The following is a 26,077-nucleotide window of genomic DNA, read 5'->3' on the forward strand; positions in this document are numbered from 1 at the left end:
TTTCTTATGCGCAGGAATTGAGAGATTCCTTTCTACGAAACCGAGGTACGGGCAGACTCTGCTTGTCCCGCGGCTTCTTCCTTACCTGAAACGATGAGGACAGCCCCACTCAGCACCGCGGCTCCTCCCAGCAGCTGCAGCCAGTTAAATGATTCCCCCAACAGCAAGGCAGAACAGGCAAACGTCACCACCGGCTCCAGTGTGCTGAGGACGGACGCTTTTGTCGAGCCGATCAATTGCAATCCCCGGAAAAACGTGCTGATCGCAACCACTGTGGAAAAGATGACGATTCCACCCAATGCCCACCAGCCTTGGACGCCAAAGGACAGATCCACTCCTCCGTCTTTTTGTGCGACCAAGAACGTGGACATGCTCGCAAACAGGGAAATGTACGCAGAGGTGACAAAGGGAGAGAGTCCTTTTACCACTCGATTGCCCGTGACGATATAGACGGAATAAAAAAGGGCAGCTAACAGCGCCAGTCCGACTCCGAGTGGCTGAATCCCCCCAAAGGAAAGACCGAGTACCATCCCGAGTCCTACGAGCGAGATCAGCATCGCAATAATGGTTTTCTTGCGCAGCTTCTCTTTATCCACAAAGTAGCTCAAGATGGCGACAAACACAGGAAACGTATACAGCAGCAAGGCAGCCATCGAAGTAGGAATATACTGAACCGCTGAAAAAAAGCTAAGCGACTGCAGCGTATACATGATTCCACCCAGGCAAAACAGACTCAGCGCCTGTTTCCGATTGATCCGAAACGATTCCTTTCGCCAAGCAAGCCACCCAAAGAAAAGCACAGAGGCAAAAAGAAACCGCAAAAACAACAACGTCGAAACAGATACGCCTGCACCGTAGGCATAGACCGCAAAGATGGACATGACGCCGAAGCCAGCTGCAGACACAAATACGTATAAGACCCCCAAATAAAGTGGACTCACTCAAACTCACCAGCTTTCCATTCTTGGCAGCGACGCCTTCCCACACCAAAACTATCTTTAATTTTTGACGACAGCCCCTTCTCTGCGAAACAATCGGGACGTCACGGCAATGATCACCACGACATACAATAAAGATGTCCCCAGGCCGATTAGCCCATGGACCAGATCGACTTTTCCGTAAAAGACTTCCTTGCATAGCGCCACACCGTTAAAAACGGGCAAGACATAATAAAAAGTGGGGATATCGACCGGATTGAGTGGCATCAGCATGTAAGACGGAACCATAGCCGCAAAGATGACGCCGCTCATGTACGTCTGCCCTTCCTTAAACGACTTCGCAATGGTGCTCAACACGAGCTCCAAGCCAGCAAACGTGGCAGCGAGCAACAGAATCGTCAGCACCAGAACGAGCAAAGTGGCAGGCGAAAAAAAGCCTAGAGAAAACCCTGGTCCCTCGGAACCCAATGGTCCAAAGCTCAACACCAACGACACAGACACGAGTGAAGCCGCAGCACTCATACTGCTCATCACCATGACAGCCATGAGCTTGGCGGTCAAAATGTGATTGGCAGCAATCGGTGCGGTCATCAACGACTCCAATGTCCCCCGTTCTTTTTCCCCTGCGACCAGATCGTTGGCAGAAGCCACTCCTCCAGAAGCTAAGGATACGACAAGCATCAAGGGAATAATTCCTGCCAGCATCCCTCCGGACAACCGTTCCTCCGTAGCAACGTTTTCATAGGTAGGAGCGATTGGCGATATAGCCTTCTCAGACAAACCCGCATGCTTCAGACGCTTGGCTACGATCTCCTGGCTGTACGATTTGACAGTCTGATCAATTACGTCTCGCGCATACACAGACTTCTGATTCGTGGAGTCGTAAGCAACAGTCAGCTCAGCCGTTCCTCCCGCAGATATCCGCTCTTCGAAATTCGAAGGAATCGTAATAATCGCGCGAAGGGTTCCAGCCTGCAGTGCTTGTTCTGCATTTTCTGGCTTCAGGATACGAGCGCCGGGGATTTTTTCGAGGGCGGTGACCAGCCCGGACGTTCCAGTGACCGCGATCGGCACATAAGCGCGAGCTTCCTTCTCCACATTGCTGTAGGACATCCCCAGCAAAAAGAATACGAACGGAATAATGACCAGTGGCACCAAAAACGTTCCCAGCAATGTCTTGCGATCGCGAAACAGATCGAGCAGTTCCTTTTGAAATACCGTCCAGATGACACTCCTGCCCATCAGTTCTCGCTCCCTTCGACCACGGCCATGAAAATGTCGTCCAAATCTACGATCCCAAATTTCTCGCGCAAGCTTTCCAGCGTCCCGGCAAAGCGTAGACGTCCCTTGTGAATCAGTGCGATCCGCTTGCATAGCTTGTTGATCTCGCCCATGTTGTGACTAGAAAACAGGATCGTCTTTCCTTCTTCCTGCATCCGGCTGACCATTCTCCGGAAAATATTGGCGGCCGTTACATCCAATCCTGTTGAAGGTTCATCTAGCAGGATCACATCCGGATCGTGGACGAGCGTGCGTGCGATCGCCACTTTTTGTTTCATCCCCCGGGAAAAAGCGCCTACCCGTCTATCGATAAATTCATCCATATCCAGCATCCGGCTCAGGCTGTCGATCCGCTCCTTCAGCCTCGCTGGTTCCAATCCGTACAAGCTACCAAAATACGCGATGTTCTCCCGTGCCGTCAACCGATTGTACAGACCGACATCTCCCCCAAAGAGGATGCCAATCCGCCTTCGCACTTCGACTGGATCGCGGCGAACCGAATATCCACTGATTTCGATATCTCCCTCGGTAGGCTGTAAAATGGTAGCCATCATCCGCATCGTGGTTGTTTTTCCAGCGCCATTTTCCCCCAGGAGGCCGTATACTTCACCAGCCTCCACCCGAAAGGACACATCCTGCACGGCAGTAAAATCCCCAAATCGTTTGCCAACTTGTTTGACCTCGATCATCCGCACTCCTCCTTCCCGATGCATGCGGACACAGACGTCACTATCATGCTTTCTAATTTAAAACTCTGCTTTCACGTAATAAGCCGCACGCTTTCCGCCCTCACCTGAAAACGTCACCTGGATCGCCCCTGTTCGGCCAATGAGCAGGCGCGGAACCACAGCAGCTACTTGAAACTCTCGCTGCTCGGCATCGACTCGAGCTATTTTGACTGTCCCAGGCGGCGTGAAGACCTGATCACCATCCATTGTATAAAACGTCAACGAGACTTCCCCAGGCAGACCATTGGTGTGTCCCGTGAACGTGATCGTCTGAAACGACGTAGGTCCCGCTGATACTTTGGTCAGGCTAAACAAGGGATGGTTCAGCTGAAGCTTTTGTCCTTTTTGCCAATGGTGCACGTATGCATCAAATTCCTGCGTGGCAAGCTCGCGGGATATGCGGAGCATCTGGTGGATTGGCGAGACCGAGACAGTCGAATCCAAAGAAATCGTCAAACTAAGAGCCAATAATAGAGGAAGCATGCTGATCAACTCCAAATAATGGATGTCCTTAGCATGCCCCGCTTGTACTACGTCCTATGTGCCGACTGACTAAGCCACAGTCCCGGATAGCGCTCCATACACGCTGCCAGCGAAAAATCTTTAAACAACGCCAAAAACGATTCGGTATTGTTGATGTAGTGACGTTTTTCCGGAAGATTTGGATTCTTTTCAGCAAACAAGAGAGCAACCAGATGATGAACAGGCACGCCCCCTGCCTCTTGATCGTAAATACCCTGTTCAGCCAAGACCTTCCCAAAGTAACGGACATACGTAACGGTCAGCGTCTTTTGCTGGCCATTTTCTTCCCACGTCGCAATCGAGCGGTCAAACGTCTCTGCTGGAGATCCTCCTTTGCTCGGTGGTACACTTTCACCCGTGACGGAAATCAGTTTCATAACCTGTCCTTCCCCCTTTTCAATCCATCGTGTATGTTTCATTATAGGGGAGAGTGGAAATGGTTACAAATAATCCCTTTCCCGTTTGATCCTCAAAAAAAATTTTTAAGACTTTGTCAGAAATCCCGCTCGAATAAAGTCTATGTTTCAAGTCAACAAACTAGCGAGGAGTTTTTCGATGGATGCTATGATCTTGAATCGACATGAGGAACAGGAAGACGACGATATTGCCGATGACATTTTGGTGGAACGGGCCAAAGCTGGTGATCGTGAGGCGTTTGGCGAGCTGGTCAGGCGTCATCGTGCCAAAGTATACGGCTACGCGCGCTCATATACCCAAGAGCCGTTTATGGCAGAAGACATCGTGCAGGATGCGCTCATCCGTGCCTTTTTGCACCTCGGGACGTTAATGGACAGTCGCCGCTTCTTGCCATGGCTGCACCGGATCGTTCGCAACCAGGCCTACACGCGGATGCAAAAGGGACCACAGAAACGAGAGCAGGTCTTCTCAGGACTGCGCCCCAACTATAGGGATCAAGAACCTACTGACTGGGAGGATCTGGACAGCATCTTGCACCGCTTGAGCAGCAAATGGTCACAACCAGCTGATCCAAACACCAATCCTGAGGATGTCATGGTGCGCAGAGAGCTGCTCCAGACGATTACGGGGATGCTCCACTGCCTCAATCCACGAGAGCGGCGCATCGTAGAATCTCACTTCTTTGATCATCTCTCGCCGATGGAAATCGCCCGACTGTTCCAGATCTCCCAAGCCAATGTGTATCAGATTCTGTCGCGTTCTCGTAAAAAACTGATCCAGGAAAAAACTCGTGTCGTTGTTGACCAATACGTGCAATCTCGAAAGGAAGCGGGAATGATGAAAACAGTTGTCTTGAATACACCAGAAGCCTTATCTCTGAGAACGTGGGTTACATGCGTGATGTCCCTTCACGGTATGCTGGCAGCAACGGATCGCAAAATGTCTTTCCCCATGGTGATGGGCCTAAGCGGCCATGCGTTCCGATTGACTGTCGTGCCTGAACAGATTCACATTTCTGGACCTACCATGTTTGAATTTGACCAAGTGCTGCAACAAGGACTGCGCAACCTAGGCTTTGAATCCCGTTCCGTGAGTGAATTCAAGCATTGTACGGACATCAGTATCAACGCGAACCACGTAGATCCCGCTCTGCTCGATGCCAATGCCCGTGAAAAAAGACAACTATCTCAGCTACTGCCTCAAGCGCTAGAATTAATCCATCGTTCGATCGATCGGGGATACCCAGTCTTAGCGTGGGATTTGTTCATCCCTGAGTTCGGACTGATTTACGGATATGATGATGAGAAAAAACTGCTGCATGCTGGCGATAACTGCGGCCATAGCACGACGGTTCCCTACGATCATTTAGGTCGCGGACTCGTAGAGGATTTGTTTGTCCTCGCCCTCGATGAGCCGCTCGAAATCGATCAGCGCCAGAGTCTGATTGGTGCTCTTCAAATGGCGATCGCACATTATCGGGGAGAAGGCTCCTTCTTTGGGGCAATCAATGGTTTAGACGCGTATTCCAAATGGGTAGATGCTTTTGAAAAGCGAACCATCGAGCCAAACGGTAACGCGTACACATTGGCGATTGCTCAGGATGCTCGCCACAATGCCTCCGCCTTTTTGAAAGAGATTGCAGAGACGTGGACAGACTCTGTTTTCGAAGGTATTCGTTCTTCCTCACTTCAAGCATCTGACCTGTATGCAAAGATCGCCGACGGATACGCCCAGCTATGCCGACTCTTTCCGTTTCCGGCTGGCGGCGAACCGAATGATCCTGAACAATGCCAACAGGCAATCGCGCTGTTCACCACGATCGAAAGCCAAGAACAGCAAGCTGTGGCCTTGTTGGAGAATATGCTCGAAACTCTGACCGCATGAGGTCCTGAATCTTTTTATCACAGCTGCTCAAGCCTGTCTCCTTTCCTGAGAGACAGGCTTTTTTCTTGTGTCATCAACCAACTGAAAAAAGCGCCCTCCCGTTCGAATCGGGAGAGCGCCTTTGTGTCATCGTTTATAGGTCTTTCAGTACTTCCGCAATCAGCTTGTTGACCATCGGCGGGTTGGCCTTGCCTTTGGTTTGCTTCATCACTTGGCCGACGAAGAAAGCAGCCGCCTTTTCGTTTCCAGCCTTGTAGTCCGCAACAGCCTGCGGGTTGGAGTTGACCGCATCGACGACGATCTGACGCAGAGCGCCCTCGTCGCTGATTTGTACCAAGCCTTTTTCTTCTACGATCTTCTTCGGCTCTTTTCCGGTTTCCACCATTTCTTTGAAGACGGTCTTGGCGATTTTGGAAGAAATCGTGCCGTCTGCGATCAGCTTGATCATCTCGCCTAGCCCGTGTGGCGTCATTTTCACGTCAGCAAAGACCAGATTGTTGGCATTCAAGTGAGCCAGCAGGTCTACCATCAGCCAGTTGGCAACTGCTTTCGGCTCTGCCCCTGTCTTGACGGTTTCATCGAAGAAATCAGCCGTTTCCTTGGACATCGTGATGACCGCAGCATCGTCCTTGGACAGGCCAAAGTCATTTACATAGCGAGCTTGACGAGCATCCGGGAGCTCAGGAATCGTCGCGCGTACGGCTTCGATCCACTCTTCGGAGATTTGCATGCGAACCAGATCCGGATCTGGGAAGTAGCGATAATCATGCGCTTCTTCCTTGGAACGCATCGTCAATGTCTTCTTGTTGGCTTCATCCCAACGGCGTGTTTCCTGAACGACCTTGCCACCACTGGATACCACCTCGGTCTGACGCAGTACTTCATACTCCAAGCCCATTTGTACATTGCGGAAGGAGTTCATGTTTTTCAATTCTGCCTTTGTCCCGAATTCTTCTTGACCATAAGGACGGATGGAAACGTTGGCATCGCAACGCAGGGACCCTTGCTCCATGCGAACATCGGATACCTCGGTGTATTGGATGATCGCTTTCAGCTTTTCCAAATAAGCACGCGCCTCTTCTGGCGTGCGGATGTCTGGCTCAGAAACGATCTCAACCAGTGGAACACCTACGCGGTTGAAGTCTACTAAAGATTCTCCACCGAAGTCGCTGTGCGTCAGCTTACCCGCATCTTCTTCCAGATGCAGACGGGTGATACCGATGCGTTTTGTCTCTCCATTTACTTCAATGTCGATCCAGCCATTGTAGCCGATCGGCTGGTCGAACTGGGAGATTTGGTACGCTTTCGGGGAATCCGGGTAAAAGTAGTTCTTCCGGTCAAACTTGGTCTCACGGGAGATTTCGCAGTTGAGAGCGAGTGCCGCTTTCATGGCGAACTCTACTGCTTGCTTGTTCGTTACAGGCAGCACGCCCGGATGCCCCAAGCAAATCGGGCATGTATGGGTATTTGGCTCCGCACCGAACTCGGTTTTGCAGCCGCAGAAAATTTTACTGTTGGTGGATAGCTCGGCATGGACCTCCAAGCCGATGACGGTTTCGTACTTGCTCATGCTCTTACCCCCTCACCCATTCCGGCTTGCGCTGGTGATAGCCAACTGACTGCTCATAGGCATGAGCCACGCGCAATACGGTGGATTCATCAAACGCTTTCCCGATGATCTGCAGACCGATTGGCAGACCTTTTTGGGAGAAGCCGCACGGCACGCTGATCGCTGGCAGGCCAGCCAGGTTTACCGGCACGGTGCAGATGTCTTCCAAATACATTTTGACCGGATCGTCCACGTTCTCTCCAATTTTGAACGCCGTGGAAGGCGTCGTCGGATGGAGAATCACATCGAAGTCGGCAAAAATGTTGTTGTAGTCCTGAATGATCAAGGTACGCACTTGTTGAGCCTTTTTGTAGTAAGCATCGTAATAACCAGACGACAGGGCATAGGTACCGAGCATGATCCGGCGTTTTACTTCTGGACCGAAGCCTTGGCTGCGGGATTCTTTGTACAGCTCAATCAGGTTGGATGCATTGTCAGCACGCACGCCGTAGCGCACGCCGTCAAAGCGAGCCAGGTTGGAGGAAGCCTCCGACGAAGAGAGCAGGTAGTACGCAGGTACAGCATATTCGGTATGCGGCATGGAAACCTCGCTCCATGTCGCTCCCATGCTCTCCAGCTGTTTCAGCGCGGCCAGTACGGCATCGCGTACCTCTGGATCGATGCCTTCCCCGATCAATTCTTTCGGCACACCAATCCGAAGCCCTTTGACATCTCCAGTCAGTGCAGACAGGAAGTCAGGGACTTCTACATTTGCGGAAGTCGAGTCATACGGATCATGACCTGCGATTGCTTGTAGCACGTAAGCAGAGTCTTCCACGTTTTTCGTCACAGGACCGATCTGGTCGAGGGAGGAAGCAAAAGCTACCAGACCAAAACGGGATACGCGTCCATAAGTCGGTTTCAAACCTACCACGCCGCAGAAAGCAGCTGGCTGACGGATCGAGCCGCCTGTGTCAGAGCCGAGGGTAAAGTAAAAATGACGTGCAGCCATCGCTGCCGCCGAACCACCGCTGGAGCCACCTGGTACGTACTCGGTATTCCACGGGTTTTTTGTTGGGTAGAAGCCGGAGTTTTCGTTGGAACCGCCCATGGCAAACTCGTCCATGTTCAGCTTGGCTACGATAACCGCATCGGCATCCTTCACCTTTTTGGAGACGGTTCCGTCATGCGCAGGGTCAAAGTTGGCCAAAAACTTACTGGCGCAAGTGGTGCGTACGTCCTTCGTGATGAGGTTGTCCTTGAGGCCTGCTGGAAGGCCGTATAGCAGTCCTGGCTCCTCGCCTCCTTTGGCGAGACGCTCGTCCAATTGGCGGGCATGAGCAAGGGCTCCTTCTTCATCTACGTGCAGAACGGACTTGATTTCACTGTCGTGTTCCTTGATGCTGGCGATGGAAGCCTGCACCAGATCCGTCACGGACAATTCCTTTTTGCGCAGAGCGCTATGTATTTCGGACAATCGCTTGTCAAACAGCGACACAGTGGGTTCCTCCCTTCTCTTCTCCTGGGGTTATCATTCAAAAACAGCCGGTACTTTGAACTGTCCTTCTTCGTGGTCCGGTGCGTTTTTCAGCACTTCCTCACGTGGCAGGGACGGGCGATTGACGTCTTCGCGCATCACGTTTTTCACATCAGTCGCATGGCTGGTAGGCGCTACGTTGGATGTATCCAGTTCATTCAGCTTGGCAGCAAATTCCAAGATCGCATTGAGATCTTTGGTGTAACGCTCTGCTTCTTCCTCTGTCAATTGCAAGCGGGCAAGATTGGCTACGTGCTCCACTTCTTTGCGTGTAATGGCACTCATGTTTCCACCTCCGAATCGTATCACATAACTTTGATCTTACTTGAAAAGAGCGGGTTCAGTCAATTTTCACCGGGTTTCGCTTATAGTAAAAAAAGATTTACCGAAGTGCGTCTTTGTTCGGGCTGTCGTGGAAAGGAGGAAAAAGCAGAAAGTACGCTCCATATCAATGAAAAAAAGCCCAAGGCTGATTTGCTCAGCAGCCTTGGAGCTTTCTATGACGCTACTACGCGTAGCCTTTACTCGGTCTTCTCCGCCAGCAGTTGGCCCATGAGCAGGCTTTTGCCCATCTCGATGCCTTCCGCCCATTTGAGGTGGTTGGATTCGAGCAGCAAGATGACTGTGGAGCCAAACTCGAACCAGCCAAGCTCTTCCCCTTTTTGATAGTGAGGGGTGTCTACGATTAATTCGCTGGTCTGGCGGCCATGCTTGATGTTGGTCGTAGCCGTATTGTACGAGACCTTCACACTACCTACGAACAAGGCACCTACTTTGACCAGTGCCAGATCACCCATATCCTTGGTCTGGATGTACGTGACGAGGCGCTCATTGCGAGCAAATAGTCTGTCCACATTTTCAATACCCAGCTTGTTCACCGGGTAGAGGCGTCCTGGCAAATAGCAGTAACGGATCAGATCCCCTTCGACTGGCATGTGGATCCGGTGGTAATCTCTCGGGCTCAAATAGATGGTGATGAATTTGCCTCCGTAGTAGCGCTTTGCCTCTTCTACGGAACCGCCGAGCAGCTCAACGACATCAAATTGCTTTCCCTTGGCCTGAATCAAGGTACCCTCGCAAATATCTCCCAATTGGGACACCGTTCCGTCCACTGGGCTGACGATGACATGGTCACCGGGAGCAATCGGTCTCGCCTCTGGCTTGAGTCGGCGACAGAAAAATTCTTTCAGGGTACGATATTGGTTTACTGGCTTCTCAATCACGGTAGAATCAATGTGATAATGACGTATATAACGCTGAATCGCTAATCGACTAAATCTTGATGCGGTTATTTTCCCCATCGTTCGTGACATCGCATTTTGTGGCAAGCGATGAATTAGGACAGGTAGTATCTTTTTACGCATAGGACAACTCCTTGTTTTTCCCGATAAACATGCTTCTATAGAATCTCCAACTAAGAAGCTGAAAAAAGGATAACCTTACTTTACCACTTCAGCCAATACCCAGTAAACCCCGCACTCCTACCATCGGCTCATCATTTTCTTTGCTCCGCTTGCTATACTATAATAAGGTGGACAAGCCTACATTCAGGAGAACACAGATATGTCAAAGCTCGACATTGAAACATTAATCAGTCAATACGGGGATATCCTGACTAGCTTTTTTCATCATATGTCAGATATGTTCTTTCTTATGTCTGTTGAAGAGTCTACGAGCCTCGATCTGCATTTTCGCTACGTCTTGATGAATCCTGCTGCGATGCAAGTGGCCGGTCTCACGGAGAAAGTGTACGGTAAGCGATTAGAGGACGTGTACCCCGAGGCCAAAGCTGCCGAATTGACCAGCATGTACAAAAAAGCCGTTCAAAGCGGAGTACCCATTCACTTCACGAGTGAAGGCGATGTGATCGGCGAATCGATCCTCTCCCCTGTTTTCAACAAAGATGGAGTATGCACGCATGTATTTTCTGTGACCCGCGACATTACGGAGCGCAAACACCTGGAGTCCAGGCTAGAGTATTTGGCGTATCACGACGTATTGACTGGCTTGCCAAATCGGCGCCTGCTCTACATCCATTTGCAAAATGCCTTGGCTACAGCGAAAGCAAACGACGAGCTTGTCGCCGTCCTTTTCCTCGACTGCGACCACTTCAAGCAAATCAACGATACCTGGGGACACAATACAGGTGATCTCTTCTTGCAAATGCTCGCAAAGCGACTGACTTCTTGCGTTCGCGAAGGGGATACCGTAGCACGCCTAGGTGGCGATGAATTCATCGTCACCCTCACAGGAATCCAGTCGCAGCAGCAGGTGGAAAAAGTATCGAGGCGAATTTTGCTTGCCTTACAAGAACCATGGGCTATCGAAGAGAGTACCTTTCTTTGCACGACCAGCATCGGAATCTCTCTCTATCCTTTCACCGCCCTCGACGCGGACCAGCTCCTAATGAATGCCGACAAAGCCCTCTACTCAGCAAAAGCTGCGGGTCGCAACCAGTTTCATTTCTATTCCCCATAAAGAGGTGTACTGTCAAATTTTTTGAAAGTAAAACAGGAATAACGACAGTGCCGAAAACAGAAAGCTGACCAAGTACAGAACAACAACCGTCTGTTTAGCGGTCAAGCCATGCGACATCAACCGATGATGCACATGACGACGATCCGCTTGATACATGGGAGATCCCGCGAGTAATCTGCTGATCATCACTTGTACGGTATCCACGACTGGCAGCCCCAGTGCGAGTACCGTGACCACGAGTGAAATGAGCGTAGCCCCTTTCATCGTTCCCTCCAAGGAAATAATCGCAAGGGCAAAGCCCAAAAACATCGAGCCCGCATCTCCCATAAAAATTTTTGCCGGATAAAAGTTAAAGCGCAAAAAAGCAAGCGCAGCCCCCGTCAATGCAACTGCCAAAAGCGCTGTCAAATCCTGCCCCTTTACCATCGAGAGAAAAAACAGGGTGACCGCTGAAAAAACCGTAGCTCCTGCCGCCAAACCATCTACTCCATCCAAAAAGTTCACCATATTGATCAAGCCGACAATCCAAACCACAGTTGCCAGAAACGATACCCAGACAGGGAACGTGATGAATGCTCCATCTTCCCCTCCCAGCCAGGAAAGACTGACACCTCGAAATCGGATATCGAAGAAAAATACCATCATACCTACCAACAACTGTACCAATAATTTGGGTAACGCCGGAAAATCTTTTTGCATGCCTTTGAACGCATCATCTGCCCACCCAATTGCCATCAAAACAGCTCCGCCAACCGCCAAAACTGCAACGATTTTTTGCACCCCTGCAAAAAAAGCTGACACCACTATCATCCCGACGAACATCGCCACTCCACCAGATAATGGCATGGGATGACTATGCCCTTTTCGTCCTCTCGGTATATCCAGCAGCTTCGTTTTCCACGCCAGCCAATGAGCAGCCGGCATCAATAAATAGACCAGAAAAAAAGAAGATAGGCCTGAAACCACATAAGTAAACAGCTCCCTCACCTGCCCGCACTTTATTCTTGTCTCTAGTGTGGACAAAATGAACAAAAAAAAGCCGCCTCCGTGAAGAGGCAGCTCGTTTGAAAGAGAGTCTTACAGTTTTTCGGAAACCAGTTTTGCTTGCGTGAACAGCAAGAGGTAGTCAGGGCCACCTGCTTTGGAGTCCGTACCAGACATGTTGAAGCCCCCAAATGGATGCACACCTACCAACGCACCTGTGCACTTACGGTTGAAGTACAGGTTACCTGCATGGAACTCTTCACGAGCGCGCTCCAGGTTGGCACGGTTGCGGCTGATTACAGCGCCAGTCAAGCCGTACTCGGTGTTGTTCGCGATTTCCATTGCATGGTCAAAGTCGTTAGCTTTGCAGAATGCTACTACAGGTCCAAAGATTTCTTCCTGCATGATGCGAGCTGTCGGAGCTACGTCAGCAAATACAGTTGGCATAATGAAGTAGCCAGAGTCTGGGCCTTTTTCGCCACCTGCTACCAGTTTCCCTTCTGTTTTACCGATCTCGATGTATTCCAAAATTTTGTTGTACGCTTTATCGTCAACCACTGGACCTGTGTAGAAATCGTTGCTGCGGATATCGCCTACAGTCAGGTTTTTGGTCAGTTCTACTACACGATTCAGCACTTGATCGTAAACATCTTGGTGTACGATCGCACGGGAGCAAGCGGAACATTTTTGACCGGAGAAACCAAATGCAGAAGCAACGATCGATTGAGCAGCCAATTCCAGATCGGCATCGTTGTCTACTACGATGGAGTCTTTACCGCCCATTTCAGCAATCAGACGCTTCATCCATTTTTGTCCTGGACGATGTTTTGCAGCCAGCTCATTAATGCGCAGACCTACGTCGCGGGAACCTGTAAAGCTGATGAAACGAGTTTGTGTGTGCTCGACGAGGTAGTCACCGATTTCGCTGCCGGAACCAGGAACGAAGTTCACTACACCTGCTGGTACGCCAGCATCTTCGAGGATTTCCATGAATTTCGCAGCGATGACAGGAGTCGTAGATGCAGGCTTCAGTACTACGGTGTTACCGGAAACCAGCGCTGCCGTCGTCATACCTACCATGATCGCGAGCGGGAAGTTCCAAGGTGGGATTACGATACCTACACCCAGTGGAACGTAGTACAGCTCGTTATCTTCATCCGGGATGCGAGGAAGATCATGGCGCTGGGACAGCTTATCCATTTGACGAGCATAGTACTCCATGAAGTCGATTGCTTCTGCCGTATCCGCATCTGCCTCTGGCCAGCTTTTTCCTGCTTCTTTTACGAGCCAAGCAGAGAATTCATGCTTGCGGCGACGCAGGATCGCTGCTGCTTTTGTCAGGTAACGGGAACGGGAAGTACCAGGTACTTTTTTCCACGTTTCAAAAGTGCTTGCTGCGACTTGAATCGCTTTTTCAGCCAGAGCTTGGTCAGCCTGGGATACCACACCTACTACTTGTTCTTTATTGGAAGGGTTGATGGAGCGGGATTTCTTTTCGGTTTTGATGCGCTCTCCGCCGATGATCAGGTCATATTCCCGGCCCAGCTCGCTTTCTACTTTCGCGAGTGCTTCTTCAAACGCCTTTTTATTTTCCGGTAAGCTAAAATTGGTAAACGCCTCGTTTTTGAATTCTACTTGCATTGTGACGCCTCCTTATCGATTTCTTCCATGTTTGGGTTCACTCTTTATTCATATGCAAGGATCATACCAACAAAACCGCCTTCCCACACACTTCGTTAGTCTTTGCATTTTACTCGAAAAACAACAAGGAAGATGACACGACAGAAATGAACACATTTGTCTTGCTCGTGCACACAATTGCACATAAGTGTTTTGCTTTCTAAAAAAACGCAGGAAATACACCCGCTTCCTTTTTCCACTCGATCAAACTGTAGTGGAGGAGAGGAAAAAAGAGAAAACGCTCCAGCTTCATAGGAACACCTACTGGGGGTCATCCCTGTCCGGCTCCATATAAAAAACGAAACCGCGTCCAAAGCAGCCGTCTCAGGGAGCTTATCAGAGGTGGACGCTTAAAACCGTGTTTCGTTTTTTCCATTGTGCCTTAGTAGGTTTTCCTAAGATCTTCCGCTTATTTCTTCTTTTTCCTCGACCAGCTTTGGCTCTTCCACTCCCTGTATTCCGGAGGCTTTCCAAGGAGTTTCTTTGAGAAAAAACCCTTCGTGGGACAATGCCTAAGAAGAACGAAACTTAGTTCTCCTTATTCAATCGCTCCCGTGACACTTCGAACTGGCATTTTTGCCGACTTCATTCTTCTCTTGCTTCACCAACGCCCTTCGAAGCGGCTACTACTTTACCGCGTCCCCGTGAATCGTTGTGGAGCGGACTGTCTATACTCCCTTGCAGGGCCGCCGAACCTGTTCGGCGGGGATGGCCGGAGCGCAGATCGGAAACCCGCTTCTCCCCACCACCACAGCACGTATGAGCCACCAAAAAACTTATAAATTCCTATCTGTATAGCAAAAAAAAGCTCCCTCACGATTCGACGTAAAGGAGCCTTCTTTTTTACTACTGCCTGTATATATGCATATACGGTTCGCCACTGGTTGGTCGGATGTAGATCGCCAACGGCTTATTCATCGATTGTACGTACAGGTTGATGTGTACGCTCTTGTCAAAGAGCTGATTGATGCTTCCCGCCGCAAATTGCGTGAACTGCAGAACCTCTGTGCGGGAATCATACTCTGCCGTAGCAGTGATGGTCAGCTCCGTCAGCCTGCCACCCATGAAACGTCCTACGCCCGTCATCCCGATATACTCGCCAAAGTACGATTGGGACTGACGCATCAGCTTGTCAAACTGCAACGACTGCTGAGCGTACTTCTTCTCCACATCGGTGCTCGGGAACAAGTAGAACTCCTCGTCGATCGGTTGCCATTTGGAAATAGCTGCTTCATTGGCATTGACAGTACCAGACATGATGAAATGTCCCGGCACGAATGACGAATTCGCTTCTGGCACCTGGTACAGAAGGACTAGCATAGGGACTGTCGGGGTGTTCACTCGAATCGACTGGATAATACGTGATGCCAGCTGCTGACCTTTTGCCTGCAATTCCTGCGTCGTGTACTTTTTATCCTGACCCGTCGCATCCTGATATTCAGGAGTAAGCGACAGCCCTATCACCATACCTTCCAATTGCCCCAGACGATCCTTATCTTTGCTGACGTAATCGTGCTCCAGTACATGGACCAGAATCCCTTTTTTCTTTTGTCCGTTGGCCGCGCCCGTTTTCTCTTGAGCAATCCATTCGGTTACCTGTTCTTTTTTGATCTGCTGACCTTCTTGGAACAGATACTCGGATGTTGGGAACGTGTCTCGGGCAAATTCCATCAATCCCAGCTCCAAATGGCTGAAATCAATGCGGTACTTCGTGTCACTCAGCATGCCGCGAGTCTGGTTCGGTTTATAGGGAGGAATACTGCCGTAGTAATCTTCCGAAACTTCCACTACCGGAGACAAGGATGGCGTTGCGGGCTCTGGTCCTGTTTCCTGACCACGTGGCAGAAGCGAGCATCCTGTTGTTGCGATCACCAGAAGTATAGTTGTTATCAGCTTGCATCCTGTCAAAAACTTCGCTTTCATACGCTACTCCTTAATTCCATTTGACCCATCTGCTGTCGGATAGCTTGTAGATCAGAGCAGATTCTCCTACCCCAACCCATTTCGTATCTCCTTCACCAGAAGAAATCATGATCAGCTTTTCAGGCGAACGTGCATCTAGCAATCGCCACTCACCTTTTACTTTTTCAAACACGCCTTGTTCCGTTGCAACTGCCAATACACCCGTGCGTCGGTCGACAGAAAGAGAGTAGATCTGTTGGGCCCCAGGGAGAACCTCCGTCTTCCATTCCCCGTCCTCATTATAGAGCAAGCTGAATTGCGCCGCTACATAGAGACGATTTTCTTCAGGATTGAAATCCATCGCAAATACTTCCTGGTCCATCGGTTGCCAGAGACTCCATTTTTGGCCACTGTCCACGGACTGATAGATCCCTTCTCCAGATACGAAGGCGAACAGACGAATCTGCTCCCCCTCACGAATCCCTGCAAAGCTGCGAATATCAGCAGGGTGGGGCAATCCTGATCCGATCGGATTCCATTGCTTGCCACCGTCTGAAGAATGAAGTACGCCCTCACTTCCTGCTGCGTAAATCTGATGAGGGTCTTTTGGATCGACAAACCAGCCTGCGATATCATGCTGTTCCAACTGGGTAGATAAGAGGCTCCATAATCCTCCCGGGTTCGAACTGTACACCCCCGAATGAGTGCCCACCCATATCCGCTCCGAATCTGCAGTCATCGCCAGATTGTGCACGGTTTCTCCTTTTTCCAACACATCCTGATAGGTTAGGTCACCCTTTAGAGCCGCTGCCGTCACGGAGGGTGGTGGAGCCGGTTTGTTCTGCTCGCTGTCATTGCAGCCTGCCAAGAATACCAAAACCATTGCTCCGCATCCCCATCGTAGGAAGCCCTTCATGCTCTTCACGTCCCTTTCCATACTCATCCAGTCCGTCGCCGCTACGCTCTGGTGTTAGCCGTTGCTTTCCAAGACTTGCAGGAAGCCTGCCTCGTCCATTACAGCCACACCCAGTTTTTCGGCTTTCTCCAGCTTGGAGCCTGCCTTTTCACCCGCAATGACCAGATCTGTTTTTTTACTGACGCTGCCTGTCACTTTTCCGCCCAGACGCGCGATTGCTTCTTCTGCTTCCTGACGCGACATTTGCGCCAGTGTACCTGTGAGCACGATTGTCTTGCCCGCGAACGGCAGATCAGCTCCACTTTCGATACGCAAGCCCTTGTACTCCATATTTACTCCAGCCAATTTCAACCGTTCGATGACGGCTTTTGCCTGTGACTGATCAAAGTAATTGACCATACTGGCAGCCATCTTCGGACCGATCTCATCGATCTGGGTCAAATCCTCTTCACTCGCTTGCATGATCACATCCATCGTACCGAAATGCTCGGCGATCACCCGAGCTGCTTTTGCTCCCACCAGTCGAATCCCCAAGCCGAACAAGACACGCTCCAGTGAGTTTTCCTTGCTCGCCTCAATCGCCGCGAGCAGATTGTCGACGGACTTTTCTCCCATCCGCTCCATGCCCAGCAAAACATCACGCTGTTGATGCAAATAGTAGAGATCTGCCACGCTGTGGATGATACCGTCGTTGAACAGCTGTGCCACTACTTTTTCGCCCAGGCCATCGATGTTCATCGCCGTTCGGGAAACGAAGTGAATCATCCCTTCCCGAATGAGGGCCGGACACATCGGATTAATACAGCGCAGTGCTACTTCTTCCTCTAGACGCACGAGGTCACTGCCGCACTCTGGACAATGGGTCGGCATAGCGAAAGGCAGTTCGTCCCCAGTCCGGCGCTCTGGAAGCACCGCGATGATTTCCGGAATGATGTCGCCCGCTTTTTTCACGACCACATGATCGCCAATGAGCAAGCCTTTCTCCCGAATGATATCCTCATTGTGCAACGAGGCGCGTTTGACCGTCGTTCCTGCCAGACTCACAGGCTTGAGCAGAGCCGTTGGCGTAACAGCGCCCGTACGCCCTACGGATACTTCGATGCCCTCAAGCACCGTCACAGCTTCTTCAGCCGGGAACTTGTAGGCGATCGCCCAACGCGGGCTTTTTGCAGTGAAACCAAGCTCCTGCTGCTGCGCATAGCTGTCCACCTTGATTACCATACCGTCGATCTCGTATGGCAGACCTGGTCGCTTTTCCGTCCAGCCTGCGATAAAAGTGATCAAGTCCTCGATGTCGTCGAACACACGGCGCTCCGGATTGACGGCAAAGCCCAACGTTTCCAACAAATTGAGCCCTTCACTGTGTGACTCGACTGTCTCACCCTGCAATTCGCCGATGCCGTAGATGAACGTGTCAAGCTGACGAGCAGCGGCAATCTTGGGATCGAGCTGTCTGAGCGAGCCAGCTGCTGAGTTGCGCGGATTGGCGAAAAGAGCTTCGCCCCGTTCCTCACGCTCCTTGTTTAGTCGCTCAAAGGCACCTTTGGACATATACGCCTCGCCACGAACTTCCAGTGTCAACGGCCTCGTCAGTCGGAGCGGAATGGAACGGATCGTTCTGAGATTTTGCGTAATGTCTTCACCGGTCGTTCCGTCCCCACGAGTAGCCCCACGTACGAACACTCCATTTTCATAATGAAGCGAGACGGCCAATCCATCGATCTTGAGCTCGCCTACATAACGCACCGCTTGATTGCCGACTGCCTGGCGAACACGACGGTCAAAATCCCGCAGGTCCTCTTCATTAAAGGCATTGCCTAGGCTGAGCATCGGTGTTTTATGTACCACCTTTTCAAAGAAAGGGAGAGGCTCCCCGCCCACTCGCTGGGTCGGGGAATCTGCTGCGATTAGTTCAGGAAAGCTGTTTTCCAGCTCTCGCAAGTCCCGCATCAATTGATCGTACTCCTGATCTGAGATCTCAGGTCGATCCTCTTCATGGTAAAGACGATTATGCCGCTCAATTAGTTTCGTTAATTCCGCAATTTTTGTTTCCGCCGTCAATCGATCCATCTCGTCCACCCTTTACTTTACCGATTCCGATGCTTTATCCCCGTTCAATCGGAGCAAATTTTGCCAACAGCTTTTTAATTCCGGTTGGGCTCGGGAAAGCAATGTCCAGTTCCATGTCGTCACCGGTTCCTTTTACTTTGACGACCGTACCTGTGCCCCACTTGCCATGCTTTACTTTGTCTCCCACTTTCCAATCCAATCCTGCTGCTGCGCCGTGGCCTGGCAGTTTGTCTCCTGCCTGTGCTGCTGCTGGGCGAGAGAATGGCGATCCGGATGCCGCTGCCGTACGCCCCGCCATGCCCACACGAGTAGCACCTGCTTGATAGCCTCCGCCACCAAATGGAGAACGTGCCGCTTCACGCTGGCCGAATCCTCCGCCACCGCCTCCACCATAGGCTCGTTCCGCAACAGGGCTGCCGTCGAGCAAGTCAGCCGGTATTTCCTGTAAGAATCGGGAAGGCGCATTGACGTTTGTCCGCCCAAATAGAGTACGCATCCGCGCGCAGGTCATAAACAGGCGTTCTTCCGCACGAGTGATCCCCACATACGCAAGACGACGTTCTTCTTCCATCTCGGTCTCGTCAAAGAGCGAGCGGCTGTGAGGAAAGACCCCTTCCTCCAAGCCAACGAGATAGACGACTGGGAACTCCAGACCTTTGGCGCTGTGCAAGGTCATCAATACAACCTGACCTTCTGCGGAAACTTCCTCCTGCGCTCCATTCTCGCCCAACGAATCGATGTCCGCCACCAATGCCAGATCGGTCAAAAACGCGAGCAAGCTCTTGTCCTCGTTTTTGCGTTCAAACTCTTGAGTAACGGAAAGAAACTCTTCGATGTTCTCCAGGCGAGCCTGTGCTTCCAAGGTTTTATCTTCTTTTAATGACTCCCGATAACCCGAGCGCTTGAGTACTTCCTCCACCAGTTCGGTGACGCTCAAGTAGTCCGTCATCTGGATCAAGCTCGTAATGAGATCGTTAAAGGATAAGATCGCATTGGTCGTACGCGCTGGCAGTCCCATATACCCGGTCTCCTGAATGGCGTTGAAGAGCGACTGCCCCCCGTTTGCATTGGCGTACGCCTGCAGCTTGTCTACTGTCGTGTCCCCGATGTTTCGCTTAGGGACATTGATGATGCGCGTCAAGCTGATGTCATCGTCTGGGTTGGAAATCAAGCGCAAGTAAGCGAGAATGTCCTTGATCTCTTTTCTGTCGTAGAACTTGGTACCGCCCACGATCGTGTACGGGATGTTCGACTTGATGAACACTTCCTCCACCACACGGGACTGGGCGTTGGTCCGATACAGCACTGCGAACTTGTCATAGCGTTTGTATTGGGCCATCTGTCTGCGGATCGAATCGACGATAAAGTACGCCTCGTCGTGCTCCGAATCTCCCTGGAAGCAGCTGATTTTCTCGCCGCCCACATTTTCCGTCCACAGCTTCTTTTCCTTGCGCAGCTTGTTATTGGCGATTACCTGGTTGGCTGCTTGCAAGATCGTTTTTGTGGAACGGTAGTTTTGCTCCAGTTTAATCATTTTCGCTTCGGGATAGTCTTTTTCAAAGTTTAAAATGATGGAAATATCTGCACCGCGCCATTTGTAAATGCTCTGATCGGCATCCCCCACGCAGCAAACGTTGCGAGACTTGTCTGCCAGCATGGAGATCAACAGGTACTGGGCACGGTTGGTATCCTGATACTCGTCGACGTGGATGTAGCGGAATTTTTTCTGGTAGAACTCCAGCACCTCTGGCACTTCTTTAAACAGACGAACCGTCGTCATGATCAGATCGTCAAAGTCCAGCGACTGATTGTTTTTCAGCTTTTTCTGATAGGCCTCGTACACCTTGGCTGCTACCTGAGAGAATGGATCTCCTGCCAACCGGGCAAAGGTCACAGGGTCCGTCAGTTCGTTTTTCGCAGAGCTGATCGCTGCCAAGACAGACCGGGGCTCATATTGCTTTGGATCGATATTCAAATCCTTCAGACATTGTTTTACTACTGACAGCTGGTCTCCCGCATCTAGAATGGAAAAGCTGCGGCTGATTCCCAGACGGTCAATATCACGACGCAAAATACGTACACACAAAGAGTGGAAGGTCGATAGCCAGGCATCCTGTGCCGCCGCTCCACCGATGATGTTGGCCACGCGATTTTGCATCTCTCGCGCAGCTTTATTCGTAAACGTAATCGCCAAAATACTCCAAGGCGCTACTTGCTTCACACTGATGAGATAAGCGATGCGCTGGGTGAGCACCTTGGTCTTGCCACTGCCCGCCCCGGCCAGAATCAATACGGGCCCTTCTGTGGTTAGAACAGCTTCCCGCTGCTCCGGATTTAAGCCTGATGTAATACGATCTACAGAAGACATATGTATAAGTCCACCTTTCCACGTTCCTAGACGAAAGCATATGTTCCTATTTTCGCACAGATCGGAGTCGAGTTCCAGTTTGTATACGGAATAGGAAACATCATCCTCTCAAATTTTGTCCGTTCGCTCTGGACCGCGCTTCTGGCAACAGGGGCTCATACATCATCATCGCTCGATTTTCCGTCACCCATTCCTCGTGCAGCCACTCTCCTTCTAACGAATACACGTTGCGGTACAACTGATTGGACCGCTCGTAGCCTCCCCACAAGAACGGCTGCACAGCGTGTTCTTTTTCTACCATCTCATATTTTCGTGTCGGTGGCATGTCCGCCCGCCATTCTCCAACCAAATGAGTATCGGTCACGTACGCATGAAGCTGGTAGAGATGGCTGGTCAGATTTGCGATCTGCAAATCGAGGTAGTTGTAAAAGCAGGTGGCACCGCTCCCGAATGGCTGCGTGCGTCTCGAATCGGGAAAAACGTCGTAGCTGTGCCGATGACGTTCGGTTACCGTCAATGGCGTGTGCAAGGTCATCCAATACAGCAGATTGGACAACTGACACAGCCCGCCGCCAACCCCCGCAGTCACTCGGCCGTGCGAAAGCAGCATCCCGTCGAGATAGCCTTTTTTTCGTGTAGGCTTCCCAATCGTACGCCAATAGGAAAAAGTCTCCCCAGGCCGAATCGTGAGACCGTTCAGACAGCGCACGGCGAGTCGAAGATTGGTCACCTTATTGTGCTGCATCCACATTTCCACGTCTTGCAATTGGCGCAGCAGGATCGTCTGATGGCGAAAGTGAATATGGGGCAGAAGCTCAGCGTTTCTACTACGCGCATACTTCTTTTGTCCAAAGATCCATTGTGCTTTCCTCTTCCACCTATAGTAGCAAACGCCAGCAGCGATTCTCCATCTGCTGCGAGTGATTGGCTTCATCATGTCCCTCCATATTTGCTTCTCATACAGCTTAAGACGGAAAATCATTCCAATTTGTTTCGTTTTCCCCTGCCTTTGGTTCCGGTGCTTTATCCCTTTCTTATTCAAGAAAATACCAGAAAACCAGTTCCTTGGAAATAGAGTGTTCCTCGACCACACAGGCCTTCTGAACGAAATTGGTACAAGCCGCTTCTTCTTTACATCACCTTCACTCACGCTTTACATTGCTCCTTTATCTTCAAGAGGAAGTTCAATCCAAGGAGGAGATTTCCATATGATCCGAATGAGCAAAACGTTACTGGCGGCCACTCTTTTGACAGGGCTGATGCAACCGCTCGCAGTCTCTGCCGCACCGAGCGAAAAGGCAGACCGAGTGGACACGATCGCCCACCGAGGAGCATCGGGGTACGCTCCTGAAAACACCATGGCCGCTTTCCGCAAAGCCGTGAAGATGAAAGCCGACTACATCGAGATCGATGTACAGGTAACCAAGGATGGCCACCTCGTCGTGATTCATGACAACACGGTTGATCGTACAACGGACGGAACCGGAAAAGTGGGAAGCCTTACTCTGGATGAAATTCGCAAATTGGATGCAGGCAGTTTCTTCGGGCCGGATTTTGAAGGGGAACGCATTCCTACCTTTGAAGAAGTACTCGATGAATTCCGGGGAAAAACAGGCATCCTCATCGAATTGAAGTCACCTGAGCTTTATCCGGGTGTTGAAAAACAAGTGGCTTCAGCCCTGTCTGAACGGAACATGGACAAGCCTAAAAGTGAAAAAATCATCGTACAATCCTTCAACTTTGACTCCATGAAGACATTCCATCAGCTGTTGCCGGATGTTCCGGTTGGTGTGCTGACTAGCAATAAGGACCATCTGACAGACGAGAACTTGGCGGCATTTGCTGCCTATGCGGATTATGTGAATCCTACACAGAAACTGGTTACAGAAGAACTGGTCAATCGCATCCACGACCTCGGCATGCAAATATCGGTTTGGACCGTACGCAAACCGGAAGAGGTAAAACCATTGCTGGAGGCTGGCGTTGACGACATCATCACAGATTATCCCGATTATGTACCTCGCAACAAGTAAAAATAGGTTTAGCCTTATTGAAAGGAGCTGTCTCGATACAGCTCCTTTTATGCTGAATGGAAAGCAATAACCCCCGATTTCGCCTTTTTCTGGGCTGATCGGGGGTTTCTAACATGTGTGGAGAGTTATTTCTTCGCCAAATACTTGCGGATGTCAAACGCGACTGCCGCGACGATGATCAATCCTTTGATGATCAGCTGCCAGTACGGATTGACCCCGATAAAGGTCAGACCATAGTTGATGACGCCAAAGATCAGAACACCCGCTAAGACGCCAGGAACGGTACCGATTCCGCCAGAAGTCGATACACCCCCGACGACACACGCAGCGATGGCGTCCAGTTCGTACATATTTCCATAGTTATTCGTCGCTCCGCCTGTTCGCGCAGATTCCAGTACGCCGCCCAAACCGTAGAGTCCTCCGGCAATGGCATAGATGATCATGAGATTCCACGCGACATTTATGCCGGAAACCGTAGCTGCCTGAATGTTTCCTCCGATCGCATACATATTTTTCCCGAGCCTCGTCTTATTGAAAACCACCCAGACAAGGAACGCCACCGCAATGGCGATGATCACGATGTACGGTACAGAATAGGGGCCGCTGGGGCCAATAAATCCGGTCCCTAAATGACCGAAATCTTGTCGAAGCCCCCCAATCGGTTGAGACTGGTTTGGTTCCATATCAAAGTAAATCGAGTTGACGCCGTAGACGATGACCATTGTCCCCAACGTTGCGATAAACGGAGGGACGCTGAAACGGGACACGATAATGCCGTTGATGAGTCCCACGAGCACCCCTGCTGCGATAGCGATCAGGATCGGTACCAGCAGCGGAAGATCGGGCAAATCCGGGAAAAACCTGCGCGGATAATCTTGTGCTTGCAGCATAGATGCCGAGATGACGGCAGTCAAGCCAACGACACGCCCTGCCGAAAGGTCCGTTCCTCCTGTAATCAATACGAATGCGGCACCCAACGCAATGATCGCCCGCGTCGAGGACTGCAGCAAAATATCCCGCAAGGTCGTGATCGAGAGAAAATGGGTATCGTAGAGGGCAATGCCGATGATGAGAACGACCAGGACGATATAGATGGCATTTTGCGTCACGAAGCCTTGTATTTGCTTTTGAGTAGTACTGCTCATGTGAGTCCTCCCTCCCTGGTCATCCCAAGTGCTTGGTCGCCAGTCGCATGATTTCTTCCTCGGTCGCATCAGCACCTGCCATGACACCTGAGAGCCTTCCATCGCACATCACCATGATGCGGTCTGACATCCCTAACAATTCGGGCATTTCAGAAGAAATCATGATAATGGATTTTCCTTGCTTGGCGAGATCCGCAATGATGGAATAGATTTCGTACTTGGCTCCGACGTCCACACCACGAGTCGGTTCGTCGAGTAATAAAATATCCGGTTCTGTCAGCAGCCATCTAGCCAGCAAGACCTTTTGCTGGTTGCCGCCCGACAAATTCTTGATCAAGGTTTTCATCGAAGGAGTCTTCACCCGGAGCATATCGATGCTTTGGCTGACGTCCTCTCGACGCTTGCGATCATTAAGGAGCAGATAGGGCGTCTGATAGCTGGCTAGATTGGCAATCACCGTATTTTCCAGCACTGGCAATACGGGTATGATCCCCGTCACCCTGCGCTCCTCCGTCAAGAGCGCCATCTTGTGCTTTTTGGCATCCTTGGGTGACTTGATCCGCACTTCTTTGCCATGCAACAGCACTCTTCCCGATCTGATCGAACGCATCCCGAACAGCGCCTCAATCAATTCCGTCCGCTGAGCACCCACCAATCCGCCGACGCCCAAGATCTCCCCTTTGTGCAGATCAAACGTAACGTTTTGAAAAGACTCTGCAAAAGTTGATGTCAAACCTTCTACCTTTAGTACGACATCCCCAGGCGTATTGCTCCTCTGCGGATAACGCTGCGTAAGATCGCGCCCGACCATTTTCGAGATGATCAGATCCGTCGTCAGTTCAGATGCGAGCCAGGTCCCAATCAGCTTGCCGTCGCGCATGATGGTCACGTCATCGGAAATTCGTAATATTTCCTCCATTTTGTGTGAAATGTAGATGATCGCAACTCCCCTGCTTTTCAGTTCGTGGATGATGGTGAAAAGCTGTTCTACCTCATTCCCTGTCAGCGATGATGTAGGTTCGTCCATCACAATGACCTTGGAATGATAAGAGACTGCCTTGGCAATTTCGAGCGACTGTACCTTCGAAACGGAGAGATTGCGCACGATTTCATGCGGATTCATGTCCATTCCTAGATCAGCAAACAGCTTTTCGGTATCTCTCACCATTTTTTTCTCATCCACAAACGGAAAAGGACCAATCCTTTTGACGGGAAAACGCCCTAGCCAGATGTTCTCCATCACATTTCGAAAAGGGACCGGGTGCAGCTCCTGATGGATCATGGAAATTCCGCGCAGCAGGGCATCCTTTGAGCTATTCAACGTCACATTTTCGCCATTCAGCAAAATTTCGCCGGCGTCCGGCTTGTAAATGCCAAACAAGCATTTCATCAAGGTAGACTTGCCTGCTCCGTTTTCTCCCATCAAGGCGTGCACCGTACCTGGCCGTACTTTCAGCGTGACATCGTCGAGTGCCTTCACGCCGGGAAACTCCTTGGATATCCTGTTCATCTCGAGCAAATAATCACTTTGAACCATGCCGATGCCTCCTCGCACGTGAAAGTCTATGTCCTGATTCCTCCCCAAAGCAGGTTAGAAAACTTGGTTTTGCCAAGCCTTGGCGCCGACAAAGCCTTAGCTGCACTT

At 50.8% G+C, this 26,077-nt stretch carries 21 protein-coding genes; 3 read left to right on the forward strand and 18 right to left on the reverse strand.

What is annotated here, in order from left to right:
- Positions 1 to 32: 32 nt before the first annotated feature.
- The 5 genes from AN963_RS27705 to AN963_RS27725 are packed head-to-tail and all read right to left on the reverse strand — an operon-like array spanning position 33 to position 3,846.
- Positions 33 to 941, reverse strand: coding sequence for a DMT family transporter (locus AN963_RS27705; protein ID WP_055747698.1), 909 nt, complete (start codon positions 939 to 941; stop codon positions 33 to 35).
- Positions 942 to 998: 57 nt separating this feature from the next.
- Positions 999 to 2,180 carry an ABC transporter permease gene (locus tag AN963_RS27710; protein WP_055747699.1) on the reverse strand — a complete coding sequence of 394 codons (1,182 nt, stop codon included), beginning with the start codon at positions 2,178 to 2,180 and terminating at the stop codon, positions 999 to 1,001.
- A complete protein-coding gene (locus tag AN963_RS27715) occupies positions 2,180 to 2,908 on the reverse strand; it encodes an ABC transporter ATP-binding protein (RefSeq protein ID WP_055747700.1) in 729 nt (242 codons plus the stop codon). The genes AN963_RS27710 and AN963_RS27715 overlap by 1 nt, the downstream gene beginning before the upstream one ends.
- Before the next feature lie 57 nt (positions 2,909 to 2,965).
- A complete protein-coding gene (locus AN963_RS27720; protein WP_055747701.1) occupies positions 2,966 to 3,430 on the reverse strand; it encodes a hypothetical protein in 465 nt (154 codons plus the stop codon).
- A gap of 47 nt (positions 3,431 to 3,477) precedes the next feature.
- Positions 3,478 to 3,846: a hypothetical protein gene (locus AN963_RS27725; protein ID WP_055747702.1), complete on the reverse strand. Its 369-nt coding sequence runs from the start codon at positions 3,844 to 3,846 to the stop codon at positions 3,478 to 3,480.
- Between the two features lie 178 nt (positions 3,847 to 4,024).
- Between AN963_RS27725 and AN963_RS27730 the strand changes: the two genes are divergently transcribed.
- Complete coding sequence (locus tag AN963_RS27730; protein WP_055747703.1) at positions 4,025 to 5,770, forward strand: RNA polymerase sigma factor; 1,746 nt, start codon at positions 4,025 to 4,027, stop codon at positions 5,768 to 5,770.
- A 133-nt stretch (positions 5,771 to 5,903) separates the two neighbouring features.
- On the opposite strand, the gene gatB is transcribed toward AN963_RS27730, so the two are convergent.
- The 4 genes from gatB to asd all read right to left on the reverse strand — a co-directional run bounded on the left by gatB (position 5,904) and on the right by asd (position 10,220).
- The gene (gatB, locus tag AN963_RS27735; protein ID WP_055747704.1) at positions 5,904 to 7,340 is read right to left on the reverse strand and encodes an Asp-tRNA(Asn)/Glu-tRNA(Gln) amidotransferase subunit GatB; all 1,437 of its coding nucleotides are present in this window, start codon (positions 7,338 to 7,340) and stop codon (positions 5,904 to 5,906) included.
- Positions 7,341 to 7,344: 4 nt separating this feature from the next.
- Positions 7,345 to 8,817, reverse strand: coding sequence for an Asp-tRNA(Asn)/Glu-tRNA(Gln) amidotransferase subunit GatA (gene gatA / locus AN963_RS27740; protein ID WP_055747705.1), 1,473 nt, complete (start codon positions 8,815 to 8,817; stop codon positions 7,345 to 7,347).
- A gap of 33 nt (positions 8,818 to 8,850) precedes the next feature.
- Positions 8,851 to 9,141 (reverse strand): Asp-tRNA(Asn)/Glu-tRNA(Gln) amidotransferase subunit GatC, encoded by a 291-nt coding sequence (gene gatC / locus AN963_RS27745; RefSeq protein ID WP_055747706.1) that lies wholly within the window; start codon positions 9,139 to 9,141, stop codon positions 8,851 to 8,853.
- A 236-nt stretch (positions 9,142 to 9,377) separates the two neighbouring features.
- Positions 9,378 to 10,220 carry an archaetidylserine decarboxylase gene (gene asd / locus AN963_RS27750; protein ID WP_055747707.1) on the reverse strand — a complete coding sequence of 281 codons (843 nt, stop codon included), beginning with the start codon at positions 10,218 to 10,220 and terminating at the stop codon, positions 9,378 to 9,380.
- A 199-nt stretch (positions 10,221 to 10,419) separates the two neighbouring features.
- On the opposite strand from asd, the gene AN963_RS27755 reads away from it, so the two are divergent.
- Positions 10,420 to 11,334, forward strand: coding sequence for a diguanylate cyclase domain-containing protein (locus AN963_RS27755; RefSeq protein ID WP_055747708.1), 915 nt, complete (start codon positions 10,420 to 10,422; stop codon positions 11,332 to 11,334).
- A 12-nt stretch (positions 11,335 to 11,346) separates the two neighbouring features.
- Here the strand turns inward: AN963_RS27755 and AN963_RS27760 are convergent, their stop codons facing one another.
- From AN963_RS27760 to AN963_RS27790, 7 genes are all read right to left on the reverse strand, one after another.
- On the reverse strand, positions 11,347 to 12,366 hold the full coding sequence (locus tag AN963_RS27760) for an MraY family glycosyltransferase (RefSeq protein ID WP_236708113.1): 1,020 nt from the start codon (positions 12,364 to 12,366) through the stop codon (positions 11,347 to 11,349).
- Positions 12,367 to 12,411: 45 nt separating this feature from the next.
- Positions 12,412 to 13,959, reverse strand: a complete 1,548-nt coding sequence (gene pruA / locus AN963_RS27765; RefSeq protein ID WP_055747709.1) for an L-glutamate gamma-semialdehyde dehydrogenase — start codon at positions 13,957 to 13,959, stop codon at positions 12,412 to 12,414.
- An 885-nt stretch (positions 13,960 to 14,844) separates the two neighbouring features.
- Positions 14,845 to 15,921, reverse strand: a complete 1,077-nt coding sequence (locus AN963_RS27770; protein WP_055747710.1) for a CamS family sex pheromone protein — start codon at positions 15,919 to 15,921, stop codon at positions 14,845 to 14,847.
- Between the two features lie 10 nt (positions 15,922 to 15,931).
- A complete protein-coding gene (locus AN963_RS27775) occupies positions 15,932 to 16,783 on the reverse strand; it encodes a WD40/YVTN/BNR-like repeat-containing protein (RefSeq protein WP_236708114.1) in 852 nt (283 codons plus the stop codon).
- An 87-nt stretch (positions 16,784 to 16,870) separates the two neighbouring features.
- The gene (gene ligA / locus AN963_RS27780) at positions 16,871 to 18,886 is read right to left on the reverse strand and encodes an NAD-dependent DNA ligase LigA (RefSeq protein ID WP_055747712.1); all 2,016 of its coding nucleotides are present in this window, start codon (positions 18,884 to 18,886) and stop codon (positions 16,871 to 16,873) included.
- A gap of 34 nt (positions 18,887 to 18,920) precedes the next feature.
- Positions 18,921 to 21,254: a DNA helicase PcrA gene (gene pcrA, locus AN963_RS27785; protein ID WP_055747713.1), complete on the reverse strand. Its 2,334-nt coding sequence runs from the start codon at positions 21,252 to 21,254 to the stop codon at positions 18,921 to 18,923.
- A gap of 100 nt (positions 21,255 to 21,354) precedes the next feature.
- On the reverse strand, positions 21,355 to 22,188 hold the full coding sequence (locus tag AN963_RS27790) for a VanW family protein (RefSeq protein WP_055747714.1): 834 nt from the start codon (positions 22,186 to 22,188) through the stop codon (positions 21,355 to 21,357).
- A 283-nt stretch (positions 22,189 to 22,471) separates the two neighbouring features.
- Between AN963_RS27790 and AN963_RS27795 the strand changes: the two genes are divergently transcribed.
- Positions 22,472 to 23,287, forward strand: a complete 816-nt coding sequence (locus AN963_RS27795) for a glycerophosphodiester phosphodiesterase (RefSeq protein WP_055747911.1) — start codon at positions 22,472 to 22,474, stop codon at positions 23,285 to 23,287.
- 125 nt (positions 23,288 to 23,412) lie between these two features.
- Here the strand turns inward: AN963_RS27795 and mglC are convergent, their stop codons facing one another.
- Together mglC and AN963_RS27805 are read right to left on the reverse strand one after the other, a co-directional pair.
- Positions 23,413 to 24,432, reverse strand: a complete 1,020-nt coding sequence (gene mglC, locus AN963_RS27800) for a galactose/methyl galactoside ABC transporter permease MglC (protein ID WP_055747715.1) — start codon at positions 24,430 to 24,432, stop codon at positions 23,413 to 23,415.
- A 19-nt stretch (positions 24,433 to 24,451) separates the two neighbouring features.
- Positions 24,452 to 25,969: a sugar ABC transporter ATP-binding protein gene (locus AN963_RS27805; RefSeq protein WP_055747716.1), complete on the reverse strand. Its 1,518-nt coding sequence runs from the start codon at positions 25,967 to 25,969 to the stop codon at positions 24,452 to 24,454.
- Between the last annotated feature and the right edge of the window lie 108 nt (positions 25,970 to 26,077).

Source organism: Brevibacillus choshinensis, assembly GCF_001420695.1.
Lineage (GTDB): Bacteria > Bacillota > Bacilli > Brevibacillales > Brevibacillaceae > Brevibacillus > Brevibacillus choshinensis.